At 68.9% G+C, this 15,402-nt stretch carries 16 protein-coding genes; 7 read left to right on the top strand and 9 right to left on the bottom strand.

Annotated elements, in window-relative coordinates; all coding sequences use genetic code 11:
• Positions 1-5 precede the first annotated feature (5 nt).
• A complete protein-coding gene (locus tag N8K70_RS08250; RefSeq protein ID WP_317141103.1) occupies positions 6-1,565 on the top strand; it encodes a deoxyguanosinetriphosphate triphosphohydrolase family protein in 1,560 nt (519 codons plus the stop codon).
• 28 nt (positions 1,566-1,593) lie between these two features.
• Here N8K70_RS08250 and N8K70_RS08245 read toward each other — a convergent pair whose 3' ends face one another.
• A complete protein-coding gene (locus N8K70_RS08245) occupies positions 1,594-2,241 on the bottom strand; it encodes an NAD(P)H-binding protein (protein ID WP_317141102.1) in 648 nt (215 codons plus the stop codon).
• Between the two features lie 124 nt (positions 2,242-2,365).
• Positions 2,366-2,809, bottom strand: coding sequence for a hypothetical protein (locus N8K70_RS08240; protein WP_317141101.1), 444 nt, complete (start codon positions 2,807-2,809; stop codon positions 2,366-2,368).
• 218 nt (positions 2,810-3,027) lie between these two features.
• Here N8K70_RS08240 and N8K70_RS08235 point away from each other — a divergent pair, with 218 nt between their 5' ends.
• Positions 3,028-3,372, top strand: a complete 345-nt coding sequence (locus N8K70_RS08235) for a hypothetical protein (protein ID WP_317141100.1) — start codon at positions 3,028-3,030, stop codon at positions 3,370-3,372.
• 49 nt (positions 3,373-3,421) lie between these two features.
• Here N8K70_RS08235 and N8K70_RS08230 read toward each other — a convergent pair whose 3' ends face one another.
• The gene (locus N8K70_RS08230) at positions 3,422-3,841 is read right to left on the bottom strand and encodes a hypothetical protein (protein ID WP_317141099.1); all 420 of its coding nucleotides are present in this window, start codon (positions 3,839-3,841) and stop codon (positions 3,422-3,424) included.
• 262 nt (positions 3,842-4,103) lie between these two features.
• On the opposite strand from N8K70_RS08230, the gene N8K70_RS08225 reads away from it, so the two are divergent.
• The gene (locus N8K70_RS08225) at positions 4,104-4,625 is read left to right on the top strand and encodes a MarR family winged helix-turn-helix transcriptional regulator (RefSeq protein WP_317141098.1); all 522 of its coding nucleotides are present in this window, start codon (positions 4,104-4,106) and stop codon (positions 4,623-4,625) included.
• 145 nt (positions 4,626-4,770) lie between these two features.
• Complete coding sequence (locus N8K70_RS08220) at positions 4,771-5,388, top strand: hypothetical protein (protein ID WP_317141097.1); 618 nt, start codon at positions 4,771-4,773, stop codon at positions 5,386-5,388.
• A gap of 14 nt (positions 5,389-5,402) precedes the next feature.
• Here N8K70_RS08220 and N8K70_RS08215 read toward each other — a convergent pair whose 3' ends face one another.
• Both N8K70_RS08215 and N8K70_RS08210 read right to left on the bottom strand, forming a co-directional pair.
• Positions 5,403-6,494 (bottom strand): fatty acid desaturase family protein, encoded by a 1,092-nt coding sequence (locus N8K70_RS08215; protein WP_317141096.1) that lies wholly within the window; start codon positions 6,492-6,494, stop codon positions 5,403-5,405.
• Positions 6,495-6,524: 30 nt separating this feature from the next.
• Positions 6,525-6,701, bottom strand: coding sequence for a hypothetical protein (locus N8K70_RS08210; protein WP_317141095.1), 177 nt, complete (start codon positions 6,699-6,701; stop codon positions 6,525-6,527).
• Positions 6,702-6,865: 164 nt separating this feature from the next.
• On the opposite strand from N8K70_RS08210, the gene N8K70_RS08205 reads away from it, so the two are divergent.
• The gene (locus tag N8K70_RS08205) at positions 6,866-7,711 is read left to right on the top strand and encodes a PhzF family phenazine biosynthesis protein (RefSeq protein ID WP_317141094.1); all 846 of its coding nucleotides are present in this window, start codon (positions 6,866-6,868) and stop codon (positions 7,709-7,711) included.
• A 42-nt stretch (positions 7,712-7,753) separates the two neighbouring features.
• Here the strand turns inward: N8K70_RS08205 and N8K70_RS08200 are convergent, their stop codons facing one another.
• The gene (locus tag N8K70_RS08200; protein WP_317141093.1) at positions 7,754-8,935 is read right to left on the bottom strand and encodes an MFS transporter; all 1,182 of its coding nucleotides are present in this window, start codon (positions 8,933-8,935) and stop codon (positions 7,754-7,756) included.
• 138 nt (positions 8,936-9,073) lie between these two features.
• Here N8K70_RS08200 and N8K70_RS08195 point away from each other — a divergent pair, with 138 nt between their 5' ends.
• Complete coding sequence (locus N8K70_RS08195; RefSeq protein WP_317141092.1) at positions 9,074-9,724, top strand: TetR/AcrR family transcriptional regulator; 651 nt, start codon at positions 9,074-9,076, stop codon at positions 9,722-9,724.
• Between the two features lie 261 nt (positions 9,725-9,985).
• On the opposite strand, the gene N8K70_RS08190 is transcribed toward N8K70_RS08195, so the two are convergent.
• The gene (locus N8K70_RS08190) at positions 9,986-10,906 is read right to left on the bottom strand and encodes an EamA family transporter (protein WP_317141091.1); all 921 of its coding nucleotides are present in this window, start codon (positions 10,904-10,906) and stop codon (positions 9,986-9,988) included.
• A 78-nt stretch (positions 10,907-10,984) separates the two neighbouring features.
• Between N8K70_RS08190 and N8K70_RS08185 the strand changes: the two genes are divergently transcribed.
• The gene (locus N8K70_RS08185) at positions 10,985-11,890 is read left to right on the top strand and encodes a LysR family transcriptional regulator (protein ID WP_317141090.1); all 906 of its coding nucleotides are present in this window, start codon (positions 10,985-10,987) and stop codon (positions 11,888-11,890) included.
• Here N8K70_RS08185 and N8K70_RS08180 read toward each other — a convergent pair.
• Positions 11,802-12,188 carry an LLM class oxidoreductase gene (locus N8K70_RS08180; protein WP_317141089.1) on the bottom strand — a complete coding sequence of 129 codons (387 nt, stop codon included), beginning with the start codon at positions 12,186-12,188 and terminating at the stop codon, positions 11,802-11,804. The genes N8K70_RS08185 and N8K70_RS08180 overlap by 89 nt on opposite strands.
• A 1,117-nt stretch (positions 12,189-13,305) precedes the next feature.
• On the bottom strand, positions 13,306-15,372 hold the full coding sequence (locus N8K70_RS08175) for a S8 family serine peptidase (protein ID WP_317141088.1): 2,067 nt from the start codon (positions 15,370-15,372) through the stop codon (positions 13,306-13,308).
• Positions 15,373-15,402: the final 30 nt, after the last annotated feature.

Here is a 15,402-nt window from a genome sequence, read left to right as displayed (position 1 = left end):
TCCCGATGACGGAAGACGCCAGCGGAGCCTCCCCCGCACACGACCCCCGCACGGCACGCCGCGTGCCCGAGACGCTCGACGAGCATCAGCTCCGCGAGCGCCATCCGGAGTATCGCGTCGACGTCGAGCGCATCCGCTTCTCGCCGTACTACTCGCGACTCTCCGCCGTGACGCAGGTGATCGCGCAGACGGGCGCCGGCCTGGCGGTCCACAACCGGCTCACGCACTCGGTCAAGGTCGCCGCCGTCGCCCGGGGCATCGCGGTGCAGCTGTCGAACGACACCGGGGACGCGGGCCGTCTCGTCGCCGGGCTCGGCGGATGCGACCCCGTCGTCGTCCAGGCCGCCTCCGCCGCCCACGACCTGGGCCATCCGCCGTTCGGCCATCTGGGGGAGCAGTCGCTCGATCGTCTCGCGAAGGACCGCTTCGGGCTCCGCGACGGGTTCGAGGGGAACGCGCAGACCTTCCGGATCATCACGCGCCTCGACGAGTACGACCGCGCCGGAGCGGGCCTGAACCTCACCGCCGCCGTCCGCGCCGCCGTGCTGAAATATCCCTGGCTGCGCGCCGAGGGCGACCGCTGGGACGGACGGGACGTCATGCCCCGGGGGATGGCGCCCGCCGCGCCCGGCTCCGGCGCCTACAAGTTCTCGGCGTTCACGCTCGACGCGCACGAGATGCGCGACGCCCGCGCCTCGTACCCGGCCATCGCCCCCCTGCAGCAGACCGTCGAGTGCTCCGTCATGGACATCGCGGACGACATCGCGTACTCGCTGCACGACCTCGATGACTTCTACCGGGCGGGCCTGCTCAACCAGTCGACGATCTCCGCCGAGTTCCGCGCGTGGCGACGGGACCGCGACGCGCTCCACGCCGCCGCCCACGGCGACCTCGTGCTGTCGGAGCGCACGCCGGGCCGTTCGCTCGAGCTGCTGTGGCGGCGCCTCGCCGCGAAGGATCCGTGGATCGCCGACGAGGACGCGTTCGCCGACGCCGTCGCCCGCGTCAACGACGAGGTGATCGACGGGCTCCTGGCCGTGCCCTTCGACGGATCGATGCTCACCGAGCGCACGCTCTCGCAGTTCACCGCCGTGTGGATCTCCCGCCTGCAGCACTCCGTCACAGTCAGCGCGGACCCGTCCATCCGCTCGGGGCACGTGAGCCTCGACCGCACCGCGTGGCACGACGTCGCCGTGCTGAAGTTCCTGCACCAGCGCTTCATCCTCGACCGCCCCGATCTCGCCGTGTACCAGCGCGGCCAGGCCAATGTGCTCGAGCGCCTCGTCGACGGGTTCGCCGCCTGGCTCGATGATCCGCTCGACGTGCGCCGCGCCCCGCGGCGCCTGCTCGACCTCGTCGATCTCGCCGCAGAGGACTACGCGCGCCTGCGCAGAGAGTCGCCGGAGCTCGTCGACGCCGCCGACGGGGAGGATCTGCGGCGCCGCGCGACGGGACGCGGCATCATCGACTACGTCGCGTCGCTCACGGACGCGCAGGCGATGCACATCGACGCGCTCATCAACGGCTCTCCGGAGCGGCTGTGGGACGCCGGGCAGGGGCTCTGACCGCGGACGCGAGCGGACCCGCCGCCCCTCACGCGCCGCGGACGGCGTCCGCGATCGGCGTCGCGCCGCTGCCGAAGGCGATCGTCCGTCGCCCGGTCGACGGGTCGGCGAGCACCGCCGCCGCCACGGCGGCGACGTCCGCCCGCGCGACACGTCCGTCGCCGGGGTCCGCCACGTCGATCAGGCCCGTCGGGTCGTCGAGGGTGAGGGGACCCGGGGCGAGGATCGTGTAGTCGAGGCCGCTCCCCCGCAGACGCTCGTCGGCCGCGGCCTTCGACTCCGCGTAGGCGAAGAAGGAGTCGTCCTCTGGCACGCCGTGGTCCGGGCCCGCGCCCAGGTACGACACCATCACGTAGCGCGGGACTCCCGCCTCCTGCGCCGCGTCGATCGAGCGGATGGCCGCGTCCCGGTCGACCGCGTAGGTGCGCTCCGGGACGCCGCCGCCCGCCCCCGCGGACCACACGACGGCGTCGTGTCCGCGGACGAGCTCTGCGAGCCCGTGGACGTCGAGCGACTCGAGGTCGGCGACCACCGACGTCGCCCCGGCGGCCGCGACGTCGTCGGCGTGGTCGGGGTTCCGGATGACGCCGGTCACCTCGTCCCCGCGGGCGGCGAGCAGGGGCGCGAGGAGGAGCGCGATCTTTCCGTGCCCTCCGAGGATCAGGATGCGAGACATCGTCTTCCTTCCGATAGCGGTCCTGCCCAGCCTAGGCACGTGCCGATCCCACGGGGCCGCCTCGGGAGGGGGCGAGGGTCCGCCCCGCCCCGAGGCGGAAGACGGACCCTCGGCCGTCGCGGCGTCAGAACCCGCAGGTGTCCGTGAGGTCGGCCTGCGCGTTCTGGAGGTCCGTCGACGAGGCCGTCATCGCCTCGGTCGCCTCGGTGACGGCATCGGTGTCGGTCACGTCGATGTCGGCCATGCCCTGCAGCTGGCTCGTGAGGTCGCTGAAGGCGGCGGCGAAGGCGTCGTAGCTCGTCTTGACCTCCTCGTTGGTGATCTCGTCGCCGATCGCCGAGATCTCGGAGTCGACGGCGGCGACCTGCTCCGTGAGAGCGTCGCTGTCCCCGCCCGTCACCGAGCTGCTGATGTCGGTCAGGCTCGAGTTGAGCTCGGCGGTGCCGTCCTCGACGATCGAGCAGGCGTCGGCGACCGACTGGCCGCCGGCGCATGCGGAGAGCGCCGGCAGCAGCGCGAGCGCCGTCGCAGCGAGGAGGGCGGTCTTGGTTGTGCGGCGGATGGCCATGGGATGCTCCTGTCGTCGGTTGCGGTGCGGGCCACGCAGACGACACCGCACCGTGCACGACGCCGGAGACCCCCTTCCCCGACCCTATCGAACAGCTGTGTCCGACGCCGCGTTTCGCTCCGTTACGGCTCGCGTGACACGGATGACTCCCCTGTCTAGCGTGGAGTGCACGCCGTACGGCGTCCTCTCCGTCCGAACGTCTGTCAGGAGCCCATGCCATGACCAGCCCGATCCGCGTCTCCGTCGAGCACACCGATGTGTGCCTCCACGAGGCCGGCGCCCTCTGCGCCGAGGTCGGACCGGGTCACGACATGCACATGCTCCAGCGTCGGGTGGTGGCGGCGACCCCGAGCCGATGGGTCGACGCGATCGCGGGAGCGACCTCCGAGGACGGCTGGCTCGACCTGCACGGCCTCGACGGCCGCGTGGTCACGCGCGTCTGGCACCACGAGTCCCTCCGGCGCACCGTGCTTCCCGGTGAGCCGGTCGCGCTGCACGCCGGCTATCACGTGCTGTCGGTCGGCGACACGTGGCTCAACGTGCGCGACGAGTGCGACTCCTGACGTCGGCGCCCGTCGCGGATCCGGGTGCGACGCCCGGTGGGGGGTCAGCTCACATCGCGGCCGGCATCATGCTCTTCATCATCGCGTCGCAGGCGTTCGCGCAGTCCATGCACGCCTGAGCGCACATCTTCATCGGCTCGCTCATCTCGGCGTGCTTCATGCACTCGTCGTGGCACGCCATCGCCATGGTCTTCATCGCGTCGAGCATGGCCATCATCGGGGCCATCTGCATGCCCATGGGGCGCATCATCATGCGCATCATGGTGTGGCTCATGTCGGCGCAGTTCATGCACATCCCGCGCGACATCGCCATGTCGCCGCCCATGTCCATGTCTGCGCACATCGTGCACGCCTGCTCGCACGCCATGCACGCCTCCATACAGGCCTGCATGAGCTCCTGATCCATCGGCATCATCGTGTCCGACTGTGAGTCGGCCATCATGTCGCTCATCATCATCTTCATGTCCATCGTCAGCCCGCTCTCCTCGCTCCGCGCGAGCCGACGCTCGACCCGATCGACGCGAAGCGTGTGTCTGTGACGAAATGTTACAGGCCGCTCTTCCCGGATGTCGATGCTCGAATCGATGGGCTCGGCATCGATCGGATGAACATGGACGGACCCGGTGCCATGACGGCCGTCGGCTCGACGACGTCGCTCACGGCGCCGAGGACGAGCAGGGGCGTCTCGACGGACGCGTCGCGCGGGCCTGCCCGCCGTATGCTGGGTGGCGGTGACCGGCGCGGAGATCTCACATTCCGGCGATGACGAGGTGGACCTCATCATCGACGCGTGGTCGACGATCCTCCCCGGCGTCGATCTCTCCCCGCTCGACGTCATGTCCCGCCTGCGTCGCGTCGCCCGCGATCTCCAGCGGGTCCGCGAGACGGCCTTCGCGTCGTCGGGCCTGCGAGCGTGGGAGTTCGACATCCTCTCGCTCCTGCGCCGTTCTCCCGGCGAGCAGTCCATGACGCCTTCCCAGCTCGCGACGTGGACGACTGCGACGAGCGGGACGATCACCTACCGCATCGAACGTCTGGAGGAGCGCGGGTACGTCGTCAGGACCGGCAACCCGGTCGACCAGCGGAGCCGAATCGTGACGCTGCTCCCCGACGGACGCGAACGCGTCGAGTCCGCCATGCGCGCGCTCGTCGCGGAAGAGGCCCGGCTCCTCGACGGCCTGAGCTGGACGCAGGTCGCCGCGCTCATCGACTCGCTGCGCACGATCGGCGGGTCGACCGGACGCGGCCGCTGAGCCCGCGGCGCCCGGCGCTCCCTGCGGATCCCCGTGATCTTCGCGACGGCGATGTCGTTCCGCCTCTCGGAAAAGTAAGCTGGCAGTCACCGCGAACCCGCGAGGAAGGTGAGGTGCAGACATGTCGGCCTCTTCCCCACGGAGCGTGACCGGCGTTCCCGACCCGCGCCGCGCCGTGTTCGCCTTCGATCAGGCCGTCGACCGGCTCGCCGAGGAGGCCGCCTTCGTCGGCGCAGGGGAGGACAGGCAGGCCGCGCGGTATCTCGCCGACGCCTGTTCCGCGCTCTCCGAGAGCCGCACCGCGATGCACGAGCTGGAGGCGCTCGCGTCCGACCCCGGGCTCAAGAAGCGCGCCCGGCGCCGCCTGCACGCGCTGGCCGTCGATGTGGCGCAGACGGGGCTCCGCGACGCGGAGCGCGTGGCCGGCACGGCTCGGCGACTCAGCGCCCGACTCGCCCCGATCGCGCAGATCGGATGGGGCGACGCGCTGCGCACGCAGACGGCGCGGGCCACCGCGTGGGGCGTGGAGAAGTGGACCGGCTCGCCCCTCGCCCGCGCGGAGCTGCGCAGCACGAGGACGGCGTCGGAGGCGCTCGCGACGCGCGACGTCATCGTCGAGCGCGGCCGGGTGCCGGCCGCGCATTCGCGACGGAGGCGGCTCTATGCCACGGGATCGGCGATCGCCGTCACAGCGGTCGGCACGGCGTCACTGGCCGTCTACGGCGCATGGAGCCTCATCGGGGTGCTTTTCGGTCTCGGCTGACGTCGTCCGCCGTCTCAGGCGGGCGTCAGGTGATCGCGCTGCTCGACGAGCGGGCAGCTGAAGACGTCGCGCTCCCCCAGCCCCACCCGGTTGATGTAGCGGACCACGATCGCGTACGACGCGAACAGGCCCGTCTGCGTGTAGGGGACGCCGTGCTGTCGGCAGTAGGCGGCGACGATCGGCGCGGCACGGCGCAGGTGCGGTCTCGGCATGGACGGGAAGAGGTGATGCTCGATCTGGTAGTTCAGCCCGCCCATGGCGGTGTCGACGAAGAGGCTGCCGCGGATGTCGCGGCTCATCATCGCCTGTCGGCGCAGGAAGTCGAACGTGAGGTCCCGCGGGACGACCGGCATGCCCTTGTGGTTGGGGGCGAACGACACGCCCATGTAGAACCCGAAGAGACCGAGCTGCACGGCGAGGAAGACGAACGCGATGCCGGGCGACAGCACGAGGAACACGAGCGCGCCCATCCCGCAGAGCCGGACGAGGAGCATGACGATCTCGACCCATCGGCGCGCGATGTGCTCACGCGAGAGGACCCGTCGGACGCCCGACGCATGCAGCGACACCCCTTCGAGCAGGAGGATCGGGAAGAAGAGCAGCCCCTGGTGTCCGCGCAGCCACGCCGACACGCGGCTTCGCGACGCCTCCCTCTGCTCGGACGTCAACGCGATGACCGGGAGTTCGATGTCGGGGTCCGCGCCCTCCTTGTTCGGATTCGCATGATGACGCGTGTGCTTGTGCTGCCACCATCCGTAGCTCATCCCGACCAGCAGGTCGCCGAGGATCAGGCTGATCCAGTCGTTCCACCGCCCCGAGACGAAGATCTGCCGATGGGCCGCGTCGTGCCCGAGGAACGCGATCTGGGTGAGGACGACGGCGAGGGCGGCGGCCGTGAACAGCTGCCACCACGTGTCGCCGATGAGGACGAAGGCGACGAGGCAGGCCGCGAGCACGGCGGGCAGGAGGACGAGCCTCGTCCAGTAGTAGCCGTATCGGCGGCGGAGCAGCCCCCGTGCGCGGATGTCGTTGGCCAGGGCGGTGAACTCGCTCTGCCCGCGACGGGGAGCCCCGTTCCGGGGAGTGGTCGAGCGGATGGCGGACACGAGGTCCTCCGCACAGGCAGACGGAGCGCGCTACCGCGTTCCGCCGCCTCCCTTACGGCTGACACGGCTTCTGATGACGCCGAAGACGACGGTGCCCACGAAGAGCACGATTCCGATGATCGCCAGCCAGAGCAGGCCTTTGAACGCGAAGCCGACGATCGACAGCACGAGCCAGGCAACGAGCAGGATCACGATGACTGTCCACATGCTCTCACCGTACGCGCGATCCGCGGCGCTGTGGGGTGGATGTCTCACGAGGTACGCGGCGGCGCGGGGGTCCGCGCGTTCCGCCGCGGGCCAATCGCGGGCCCGTGGCCTGATCGCGGCTCCCGGGGGTCGAGACGCACCTGCGGCGACGTATCGTCGAGGTCATGCACCGACCATTCCGTCAGATCGACGTGTTCGGCGAGGAGGCGTTCACGGGGAACCCGGTTGCCGTGATCGGCTCGGCCGAGGGGCTCTCCACCGAGGAGATGAGAGCCGTATCCCGTTGGACGAACCTCTCCGAATGCACGTTCCTCCTCCCTCCCACGCGGCCCGGCGCGGACTATCGGGTGCGGATCTTCAGCCTCGACGCCGAGCTTCCGTTCGCGGGCCATCCGACCCTCGGCACGGCACGGACGTGGATCGACCTGGGAGGGCGGCCTGCCCGCGATGGCGAGGTCGTCCAGGAGTGCGGGGCCGGGCTGGTGCCCGTGCGCTTCGACGACGACCGCTACGCGTTCCGCGCGCCGCCGTTGGTGCGCTCCGGGCCCGTCGACGAACGGACGGCGCGAGACGCCCTCGCGCTCATCGGCGTGGACCACGCCGTCGACATGGCCTGGGTCGACAACGGCCCGGGCTGGCTCGGCATCCTCCTCGAGGATGCGGACGACGTGCTCCGCATCGTCCCCGATATCGCGCGCAGGACCGCGACCGGGCTGGCGAGCATCGGCGTCGTCGGCCCGTATCCGGAGGGCTCGGAGGCCGCCTTCGAGCTGCGGGCGTTCTTCACCGACGAGGAGGGCGCGGACCTGCGCGAGGATCCCGTCACCGGCAGCCTGAACGCATCCGTCGCCCAGTGGCTGACGGGCACCGGCCGCGCGCGCACGCCCTATCTCGCCCGTCAGGGAACGCGCCTCGGGCGGCGGGGCCGGATCACGGTCGAGGGCGACGGGGACGACCTGTGGATCGGCGGGCGCACGGACGTGTGCGTGTCGGGCACGATCGACGCCTGACGCCCGACGCCCGACCCTGGCGAATCCGGGCGAGGCGGCGGCTCATGACGTCGAGGCCGGCGGTCGCTCGCGGCGTTTCGGCCGGATGAAGGCTCCGGCGACGGCCGCAAGGGCCGCTGCCGTGAACGCCGCCCGGGAGTCCATGCCCTCGGAGAGACCTCCGACGATCGGGGCGGCCGCGGCCTGGCCGAGGGACATGACGAGGAACGCGAGCCCGACCCCGGCCGCAGGGGCGATCGGGTACGCCTCGGTCCCCCAGATCAGCAGGAGTCCGGTCAGGGTCATGTAGACGGCGCCGAAGGCCGCCGCGGTGATCCATGCGACGACGGGGAGGTCCGGGAACGCGGCCAGGAGGGCTGTCGCGATGCCCATCGTCATCATGGCTGCCGCCCATCCCGTCGCGATCCCGAGACGTCGCGCGAGGTCGCCGGCGGCGGCGCCGAGCACGCCGGACGCGCCGAGAAGAATCCACGCCGTCGTGGAGGCCGCCTCGTCCATCCCTCCGACGCTGACGAGGACATCGCGTCCGAACGTCCACACCGCCGAGCTGGCGGCTCCCATCAGCGCGGCGGCCGCCATCAGCCGCCCGCTCCCGGCAGGAAAGAGCGGCCGGGGAAGCAGCGCGGTCCTCGGCGAGCGGCCCGCGGGCGGCGGCGAGCCGGAGGGAACGGCGAACGCGACGTACACGGTGACCGCGGCGCAGGCGATCGCGAAGGAGATCCAGGCGGACCGCCACTGCTCGTGGGTGAGCAGCGCGACCGGGCCGGCGACGGCGACGCCGACGCCGGCCCCCGCGTTGATCACGGTCTGCATCCGGTCGCGCACGCTCGTCCTCACCGTACGGGCGACGGCGTCGGCAAGCGGCGGCGACGCCACGCCCGTGCTCGACCCGGCCACGAGCACGCCGACGGCGAGCACCGTGGCGTTCGGGGCGAGGGCGACCAGGAGGATGCCTCCGGTCGCGATGCCCCCGGCGGCGACGGCCAGGGAACGCGCGCCGACGCGCGGGATCAGGATCGTGGTGAGGACGATCGCGACGCAGTAGGCCGCGTAGGAGCCGGAGGCGATCGCTCCCACGGTCGCGGCGTCGAGGCCGAACGCGGTGCGGAAGACCGGCACGAAGAAGCCGTATGCGTACCGGGCCAGGCCGTAGCACGCCGCGATCAGCATCACCCCGGCCCCGAGCAGCCGCAGCTCGCGACGCCCGACGGGCGAGGCCGCCACTCGGATCCCCGGCGCCCGACCACGATCACGCATACCCGCTCCAATCTCACAGATCTGTAAACCATTTTCAGCGTAGGTATACTGATCTGTGAAGTCAACGGGTGAGCCGTGGAGTCGACCACAGGAGGGAGCACGACGATGACGCCGGATCGAGAGCCTGACGAGGTGCTGCTGGCGCCCGCGCTCACCGCCGGGGCGCGGCGCATCCTGGAGGTCGCCTCCGATCTGTTCTACCGTCGCGGCATCCATGCGGTGGGGGTCGACACCATCGCCGCCGAGTCGGGGGTCACCAAGCGCACGCTGTACGACCGGTTCGGCTCGAAGGACGGCCTGGTCGAGGCGTATCTGCAAGCCCGGCATCAGCGGTGGTGGGAGCGCATGGAACGACGCCTGGCGGAGCACCCGGCATCGCGGGTGCTCGCCGTCTGGGACTCCTACACCCAGGACGCCGAGTCCTCCGATCGCGGCTGCGCGTTCATCAACGCCGCCGGGGAACTGCCCGTGGACCATCGCGGCCACCGGGTGATCCGAGCGCACAAGCAGGCCGTGCGACGTCGTCTCGCGGACCTCATCCGCACCGACCACCCCGAGGCGGGCGATGCGGACACGGCGGCGGACCTGGTGTTCCTTCTTCTCGAAGGCGCGATCGCCCACCGCGGCATCGACGGCGACGACGAGATGCTCCGAAGCGGGCGGGACATGACCGAACGTCTCCTCCGCGGCGGTCGCGCGGACTCCCCCGTGGAGGCCCGGCGTGCCGCAGCTCGACCCACCGGCAGGCCAGGATGATCGACGTGCGGAGACGGCTCTCGCCACGACGCGGGCGAAGGCGCACCACGAGCCTCCGATGAACGCGGGGGGCGCAACAGTGTCGCTGTCCGCCAGCACCGGATTCAGTGCGTCGGCGTCGGCGACGTCGACGTCGATGGCTCAGATGGTGAGCCGTTCATCGGGGCGTCGGGGAGAGCGCGACGATGTGGTGGCCGCGATCGTGGGCTTCGGTGACGATCGCGCCCCCGGCCATGCCGGTCGTGCCGAAGACGGCGATTCTCATGCCGGTGTTTCTGCGTTCTTTCTCGGCGGGGTGAGTTGACCGGCGACCATCGCGGTGAGCGCGACGGCGAAGCCGGTGAGCTGGACAAGGGTGAGGGCTTCGCCTGCGATGGCGGCGCCGAGGATCGCGGCCACGAGCGGGGACAGCAGCCCGAGCAGCGCGGTCGCGGTCACGGGAAGGCGGCGGACGCCGGAGAACCAGAGACTGTATGTGACCAGTGCTCCGATCAGGCCGAGCCAGAGATATCCGGCCACGGCGGGGCCGTCGATGCCGGCGGGGATGCCGTCGATCACCAGGGCCGGGAGGATCAGGACGAGCCCGGCGGCGGTGAGTTGCCATCCGGCCAGGCCGATCGCCGAGAGCCCCTCGGGGCGTCCCCACCGCTTGGTCAGGACCACCCCGGTGCCCATCGACACAGCCCCGCCGAGTCCGGCGAGGATTCCGATCGGGCTGAGGGCCGCGTCGGGGCCGAGCACCACGAGAGCGACGCCGATCATTCCGATCACTCCCCAGGCGACCCGCCAGGTGGAGAGTCGTTCGTAGAGGATCGCGACCGCCAGGAACGCGACCAGGATCGGTTGCGCCGCGCCGAGAGTCGCGGCGACGCCGCCTGGCAGGTGCTGCGCAGCGAGGAAGAGCAGCGGGAAGAACGCGCCCATGTTCAAAGCGCCCAGCACCAGGCTCTTCCACCACCACGACCCGTGGGGCAGGCGCCGCGCGATCAGAACGGCGATCACCCCGGCAGGCAGGGAACGCATCAGCGCCGCGAACAAGGGATGTCCTTCGGGCAGCAGATGCGTCGTGACGATATAGGTGGTGCCCCACGCCGCGGGGGCGATCGCCGTCAGCGCCGTCCACGACACTCGACCAGAGGGCGTGACCTGCAAGGCCGGGATCAGGGGTGTTGTGGTGCTCACCCCTCCATCGTGGGTGCCGCGCTTTTATGAGTCCAACACATTCTTGTCATGCCAGTGATGCACCTGCATCATCGGCATATGGAGCTTCAGCAGATGCGCTACGTCGTCGCGGTGGCCGAGGAGCGCAACTTCACTCGCGCGGCGGAGCGCTGTCATGTGGTGCAGTCCGCGCTCAGTCACCAGATCAAGGCACTGGAACGTGAGCTCGGCGTCACCCTGTTCGCTCGCACCAGTCGCCGCGTGGAGCTGACCGCAGCGGGTGAGGCGTTCCTGAGCGCAGCCAAGGCGAGCCTGGATGCGGCTGAGCGCGCCGTCGCAGACGCTGCCGCCTCCACGGGCCAGGTTCGTGGCACCCTGACCATCGGTGTCATCCCCACGGCGACCGCGATCGACATCCCCGCCGCACTCGGAGAGTTCCACCGCGCCCATCCGGCCGTGCGGATCAGTCTCCGCGGCGGCGGCAGCGACGAGTTCATCACCGCGATCACGGAAGGGAGCATGGACGTCGCCGTGCTCGGACTGCCCGACACCACGCCGCCCAAGGGCCTGAACACGCGTGTGCTGGCCCGTGAACGGCTCGTCGCCGTGGTGTCCGCCCGCCATGCGCTCGCCGGGCGACGCCGACTGCGGCTGGACGACCTGGTCGGTGAGACCTTCGTGGACTTCCCCGCGGGAACCCCCGGCCGCGCACCGTCCGATCTCGCGTTCCAGGCAGCGGGCATCCGACGCGAGGTCGCCTTCGAGGCGATGAGCACCGACCTCATCCTGGGCCTCGTCACGCACGACCTCGTGATCGCGCTGCTCTCACCGGCCGTCGTGCCCGACAGCGACGACCTCCGCGTCATCACGGTCGCAGACGGACCGACACGCATCGAGTACCTCGCCTGGAGCACGTTCAACCCCTCACCCGCCGCCCGAGCGTTCCTCGACGGTCTGCACGCAACACACTCCGAGAACGATCCTTACCGGGCCCCCATCTCGTGAACTGTTCGACCAGCAGCCGGTACGAGGCGAGCCGGTCGGCGGGGTCGCTGGCGAGGGCGGTGAGCATGATCTCGCAGGCCCCGTGCGTCTCGGCCAGGTCGGTCAGCTCGGCGTGCACCCGATCGGGGGTTCCGGCGAGGACCGCGGTGGCGCGGGCCTTCGCGCGGGTGCGCTCGGCGTCGTTCCACTCGCGCCGCACGGTGGTCTCGGCCGACGGGATCGGTCGGTCGTGGCCGAGATCCTTGCACGTCCGCCACAAGATGACGATCACCACCACATGCGGGATGCCGGAGAGCATCACACTCGCCCCCGGCGTGCCGTTCACGGTCACGAACCGCACGGCGTGACGGGCCTCGTGCAGAGCCGCCGCTCCGATGGCGAACCGCGCGACGGCCCGGAGAGCGCTTCCATGTCACCGTCCTCGCTGCGCGCAGAAACGCCTGCAGCAGCCTCGTCGTCTCGCGCTCGAGCACCTCGCCACGGGCGCCGTGTCCCCCGGCGGACGGGAGAAGGCTCGGGTCGTGCTCGACCGCACGGCCGTCGTCCGCGCCCATGCGCCGCCACCTCCGACGCCCCGCGTTCGACGAACGCCTCGCCTCCCACCCCCAGGAAACCGGCCGAGCTGACCGAACCGCAGACGGCTCCGGAATGAGAGCGACAAGCTCCCTGGCTGCGCACTTCGCCGATGCACTCAGCGTGCTGGTCGGCTGCGCGGCCCTCTACGCCCTCACCAACGGCATCGCGATCAGGGAAGACGAAAGGGCGACGATCCGACTCGCTGAGCCGCTCGCCACCCTGACACCCGAACCGGCATCAACTGATGCCGGGTGTTCTCGTACGTCTTCTATGGTGGAGGTGGGGCGAAGAAGTTCAAACACCGGAGCAACGCCAGAACGCCTGGCCAGAGAGGTTCGGCGCATCCGAAAGGGACTCTTGAGCTCGGTTCCAAGGCGACAGTCGGAGGATCAACGTGGCCCTGTGGCTGGGCATCGAACTCGCCGCGAGCTAGATCCCGAAGACTTGGAGATTGTAGTTTCGCGGTTTCGCGCCGGAGATCCAATGAAGCTGATCGCTGCCGACCTGGAGATCGACCGGCGAAAGGTCCGTCAGGTCCTGTACGAAGCTCGCGCGGCGCGGCCAAGAACACGTCTCACGCGTGCACAGATCTCCCAAGCTGCCTACATGTATGAGAGTGGCGCATCCTTGGCGAGCGTCGGGGAAAAGTTCGGTGTTTCCGCTGGCACAATGCGCACGAGGCTTCTGGACGCGGGTGTTGAGATCCGCGCAGGCGTGGGTGGCCCCGCACGCAGAAGCACGGCGCAATCATGACGGCAGTGCATGCCACGAGGGAACCTGCTCATCTCGGCTGCTCTGCAGCTCCGCTCCCCTGCCACAGTTTATGCGCTGGTCTGCAATCAGGCCCGAAGTCGAACTCGCGCCGGCACCTGAACTTGTTGGGTCAGAAGTTGGTAAAGGTCAGCCTGCACCAAGTGCTGGTCCTCGAGCGTCACCGCTAGCGCATACCGTTGCTGTTTGTACTGGGGATCATCGCGAGCCCACGTCTGCGCCTTGTGTGTAACAACGACGAAGAAGGTCTCGTCGTCATTGACAAAGGAGTTCTTTGCACTCCAACGCCGGACATGCAACGTGCTGTTTGTGAATGAGTTGCTCCCGGGCTCCAGGTTTAGTCGTTGCCGCCCCTTGATCGGTTCGTTCGGATCGTCGGGATCTTGCTTCTTGAGAATCTCAGCAAGCTCGTCCGGGTCGATGTCGCGATACACGTCAATCTTCATAGCACCTGCAAGGTACTCGCGGCGTTGCCGGCGTACAGGAGGATCAAAGGCGAGAGCGACAGTGATCGCCCGCTCACCGCCACTCCCGCGACGGAACAGTTCCGGGACAGGAAATGGATGAATCTGAACGGTGTCGGTTGACATCGTTCCCTCATACGTCATCGTGACTCGGTTCTGATCACTTGCGATCGCCCGTTCCCGGCGGGGCTTTCCGTAGCCATAGATCTTGGACCGGTTGTGCAGTTCGGGCAGCACGGCCGCCGGAACAGGGTGCGCTGCACTCGACGCCAGCAGTGCGCGGATGAGATTGGCTGACGCGTCGGGATACTCGTATGAAATATCGGCCGCGACCCTAGCTACAGCAGGCGCAGCGAAACTCGTTCCATTCACGACGGCAAACAAGCGGCCGTCTCCCGCACGATAAGAGGTACTTACAAGACTCGCTCCAAGGTCATTTCGAACAGCGTGCCCGGAGTCGTTGACAACAATGTTTCCGCCGTAGTGCGTCAATTCTGGTTTGTTCAGCCGTTTCTGTGCGGTGCCAAGTCCTGGGCCTGAACGACTGAAGGGAGAAGCCTCTTCTGCTTCGGCAACCGCCCGCGATCCGATGCGGCCGAGTTCGGCGGCCGCTCCGCTTAGGGCTATCGACCCGACTGTGACAGCGAGAGCTGCTGGTGCTGGCTCCGCGATTCGGTGCTCTGGGGTGAAGAAGTAGTCGGGCTTGTCGTCGATGATGTGATGGCCGCTCACAGTGCGAGCATCCAGCGTGATCCCGGCATTGCCGGTGGGTACGACGATGACGATGTCTAGTTCACGAATGAGATCGTCAAGAGTCTCGGTAAGCGGTCCGACATGCAGATCGCTATACGGTTCGGAATATCCGACCGACATGTTGAAAATCTTGACGCCGTAGGTGTCGTGAAGGTGGCGGATACCCTGGGCAACCACCTCGTGAGGCAGCGCATACGTCGGGAAGCGAGTCGCATCGCCGCCACGCTGAGGGTCAGGCTCAAGGACTCTAACGACGCGAACAGCGCCCACGGCCGTCAAAGCCGTCAAGTCACGAAGTTCCTCGTGCAGACGCGGGTACAGGACGCGACCAATCACCTCGGACCCGTGGCTTCCGCGTTGTTGCCATTGATAGTCCGGCGGCGCTAGAGAGTCGTCTGAAAGCACGAGACCATTGAGAAGCGGGTGTGCGGACTCAGGCGAGTCATCTAGTACTCCGACGACGGCACCTGACGTCTCGGCACGGCGGATATCTCCCACCCCAAGGTCTCGCCAGTCGCGGAAGTCCAGATACGGCACGGGTGGCGTGCGCACCGTCTCGACCACACTAGTCTCCAGTAGATCTCGCATGCCGTCAGACGTCACCGAGACCCGGAGATAGCTGCGCCGTGAACTCACCGATCGCAGCAGTATTCGTCCACTCGTAGCGGCGAGCACAGCTTCGATTATCTGGACTCGTGCTCGCGCTTCATCGAGTGTTCCTGCGGCCCATACGCTGACATCGAGAACCTGCTCTCCCGCAAAGCCATCGCCGATGTCGGCGAGTCCCGGACCTCGTCGATCTTCAGAACCGTAAGGCTCAATGTCATCTATCAGGTCGAAGAATGAGCGAAGTTCACCCGTCCGAACATACCGATCGATCGCCTGAGAGAGCGCTGATCCAGAATCATCGGCGAGCACAAAGTATGTGTAGTCCACGCTCTCGCCAAG

The sequence above is a fragment of the Microbacterium sp. AB genome (assembly GCF_032878875.1).
Lineage (GTDB): Bacteria > Actinomycetota > Actinomycetes > Actinomycetales > Microbacteriaceae > Microbacterium > Microbacterium betulae.
The sequence above is the reverse complement of the archived record's forward strand: the minus strand, read 5'-3'. Positions and strand labels throughout refer to the sequence as shown.

Bases quoted from the DNA above. Each gene is read 5' to 3' on its own strand.
- N8K70_RS08205 (WP_317141094.1), top strand. From the start codon at position 6,866: ATGCACCGACCATTCCGTCAGATCGACGTGTTCGGCGAGGAGGCGTTC.
- N8K70_RS08245 (WP_317141102.1), bottom strand. From the start codon at position 2,241: ATGTCTCGCATCCTGATCCTCGGAGGGCACGGAAAGATCGCGCTCCTC.
- N8K70_RS08235 (WP_317141100.1), top strand. From the start codon at position 3,028: ATGACCAGCCCGATCCGCGTCTCCGTCGAGCACACCGATGTGTGCCTC.
- N8K70_RS08195 (WP_317141092.1), top strand. From the start codon at position 9,074: ATGACGCCGGATCGAGAGCCTGACGAGGTGCTGCTGGCGCCCGCGCTC.
- N8K70_RS08185 (WP_317141090.1), top strand. From the start codon at position 10,985: ATGGAGCTTCAGCAGATGCGCTACGTCGTCGCGGTGGCCGAGGAGCGC.
- N8K70_RS08250 (WP_317141103.1), top strand. From the start codon at position 6: ATGACGGAAGACGCCAGCGGAGCCTCCCCCGCACACGACCCCCGCACG.
- N8K70_RS08210 (WP_317141095.1), bottom strand. From the start codon at position 6,701: ATGTGGACAGTCATCGTGATCCTGCTCGTTGCCTGGCTCGTGCTGTCG.
- N8K70_RS08180 (WP_317141089.1), bottom strand. From the start codon at position 12,188: ATGCTCTCCGGCATCCCGCATGTGGTGGTGATCGTCATCTTGTGGCGG.
- N8K70_RS08240 (WP_317141101.1), bottom strand. From the start codon at position 2,809: ATGGCCATCCGCCGCACAACCAAGACCGCCCTCCTCGCTGCGACGGCG.
- N8K70_RS08230 (WP_317141099.1), bottom strand. From the start codon at position 3,841: ATGGACATGAAGATGATGATGAGCGACATGATGGCCGACTCACAGTCG.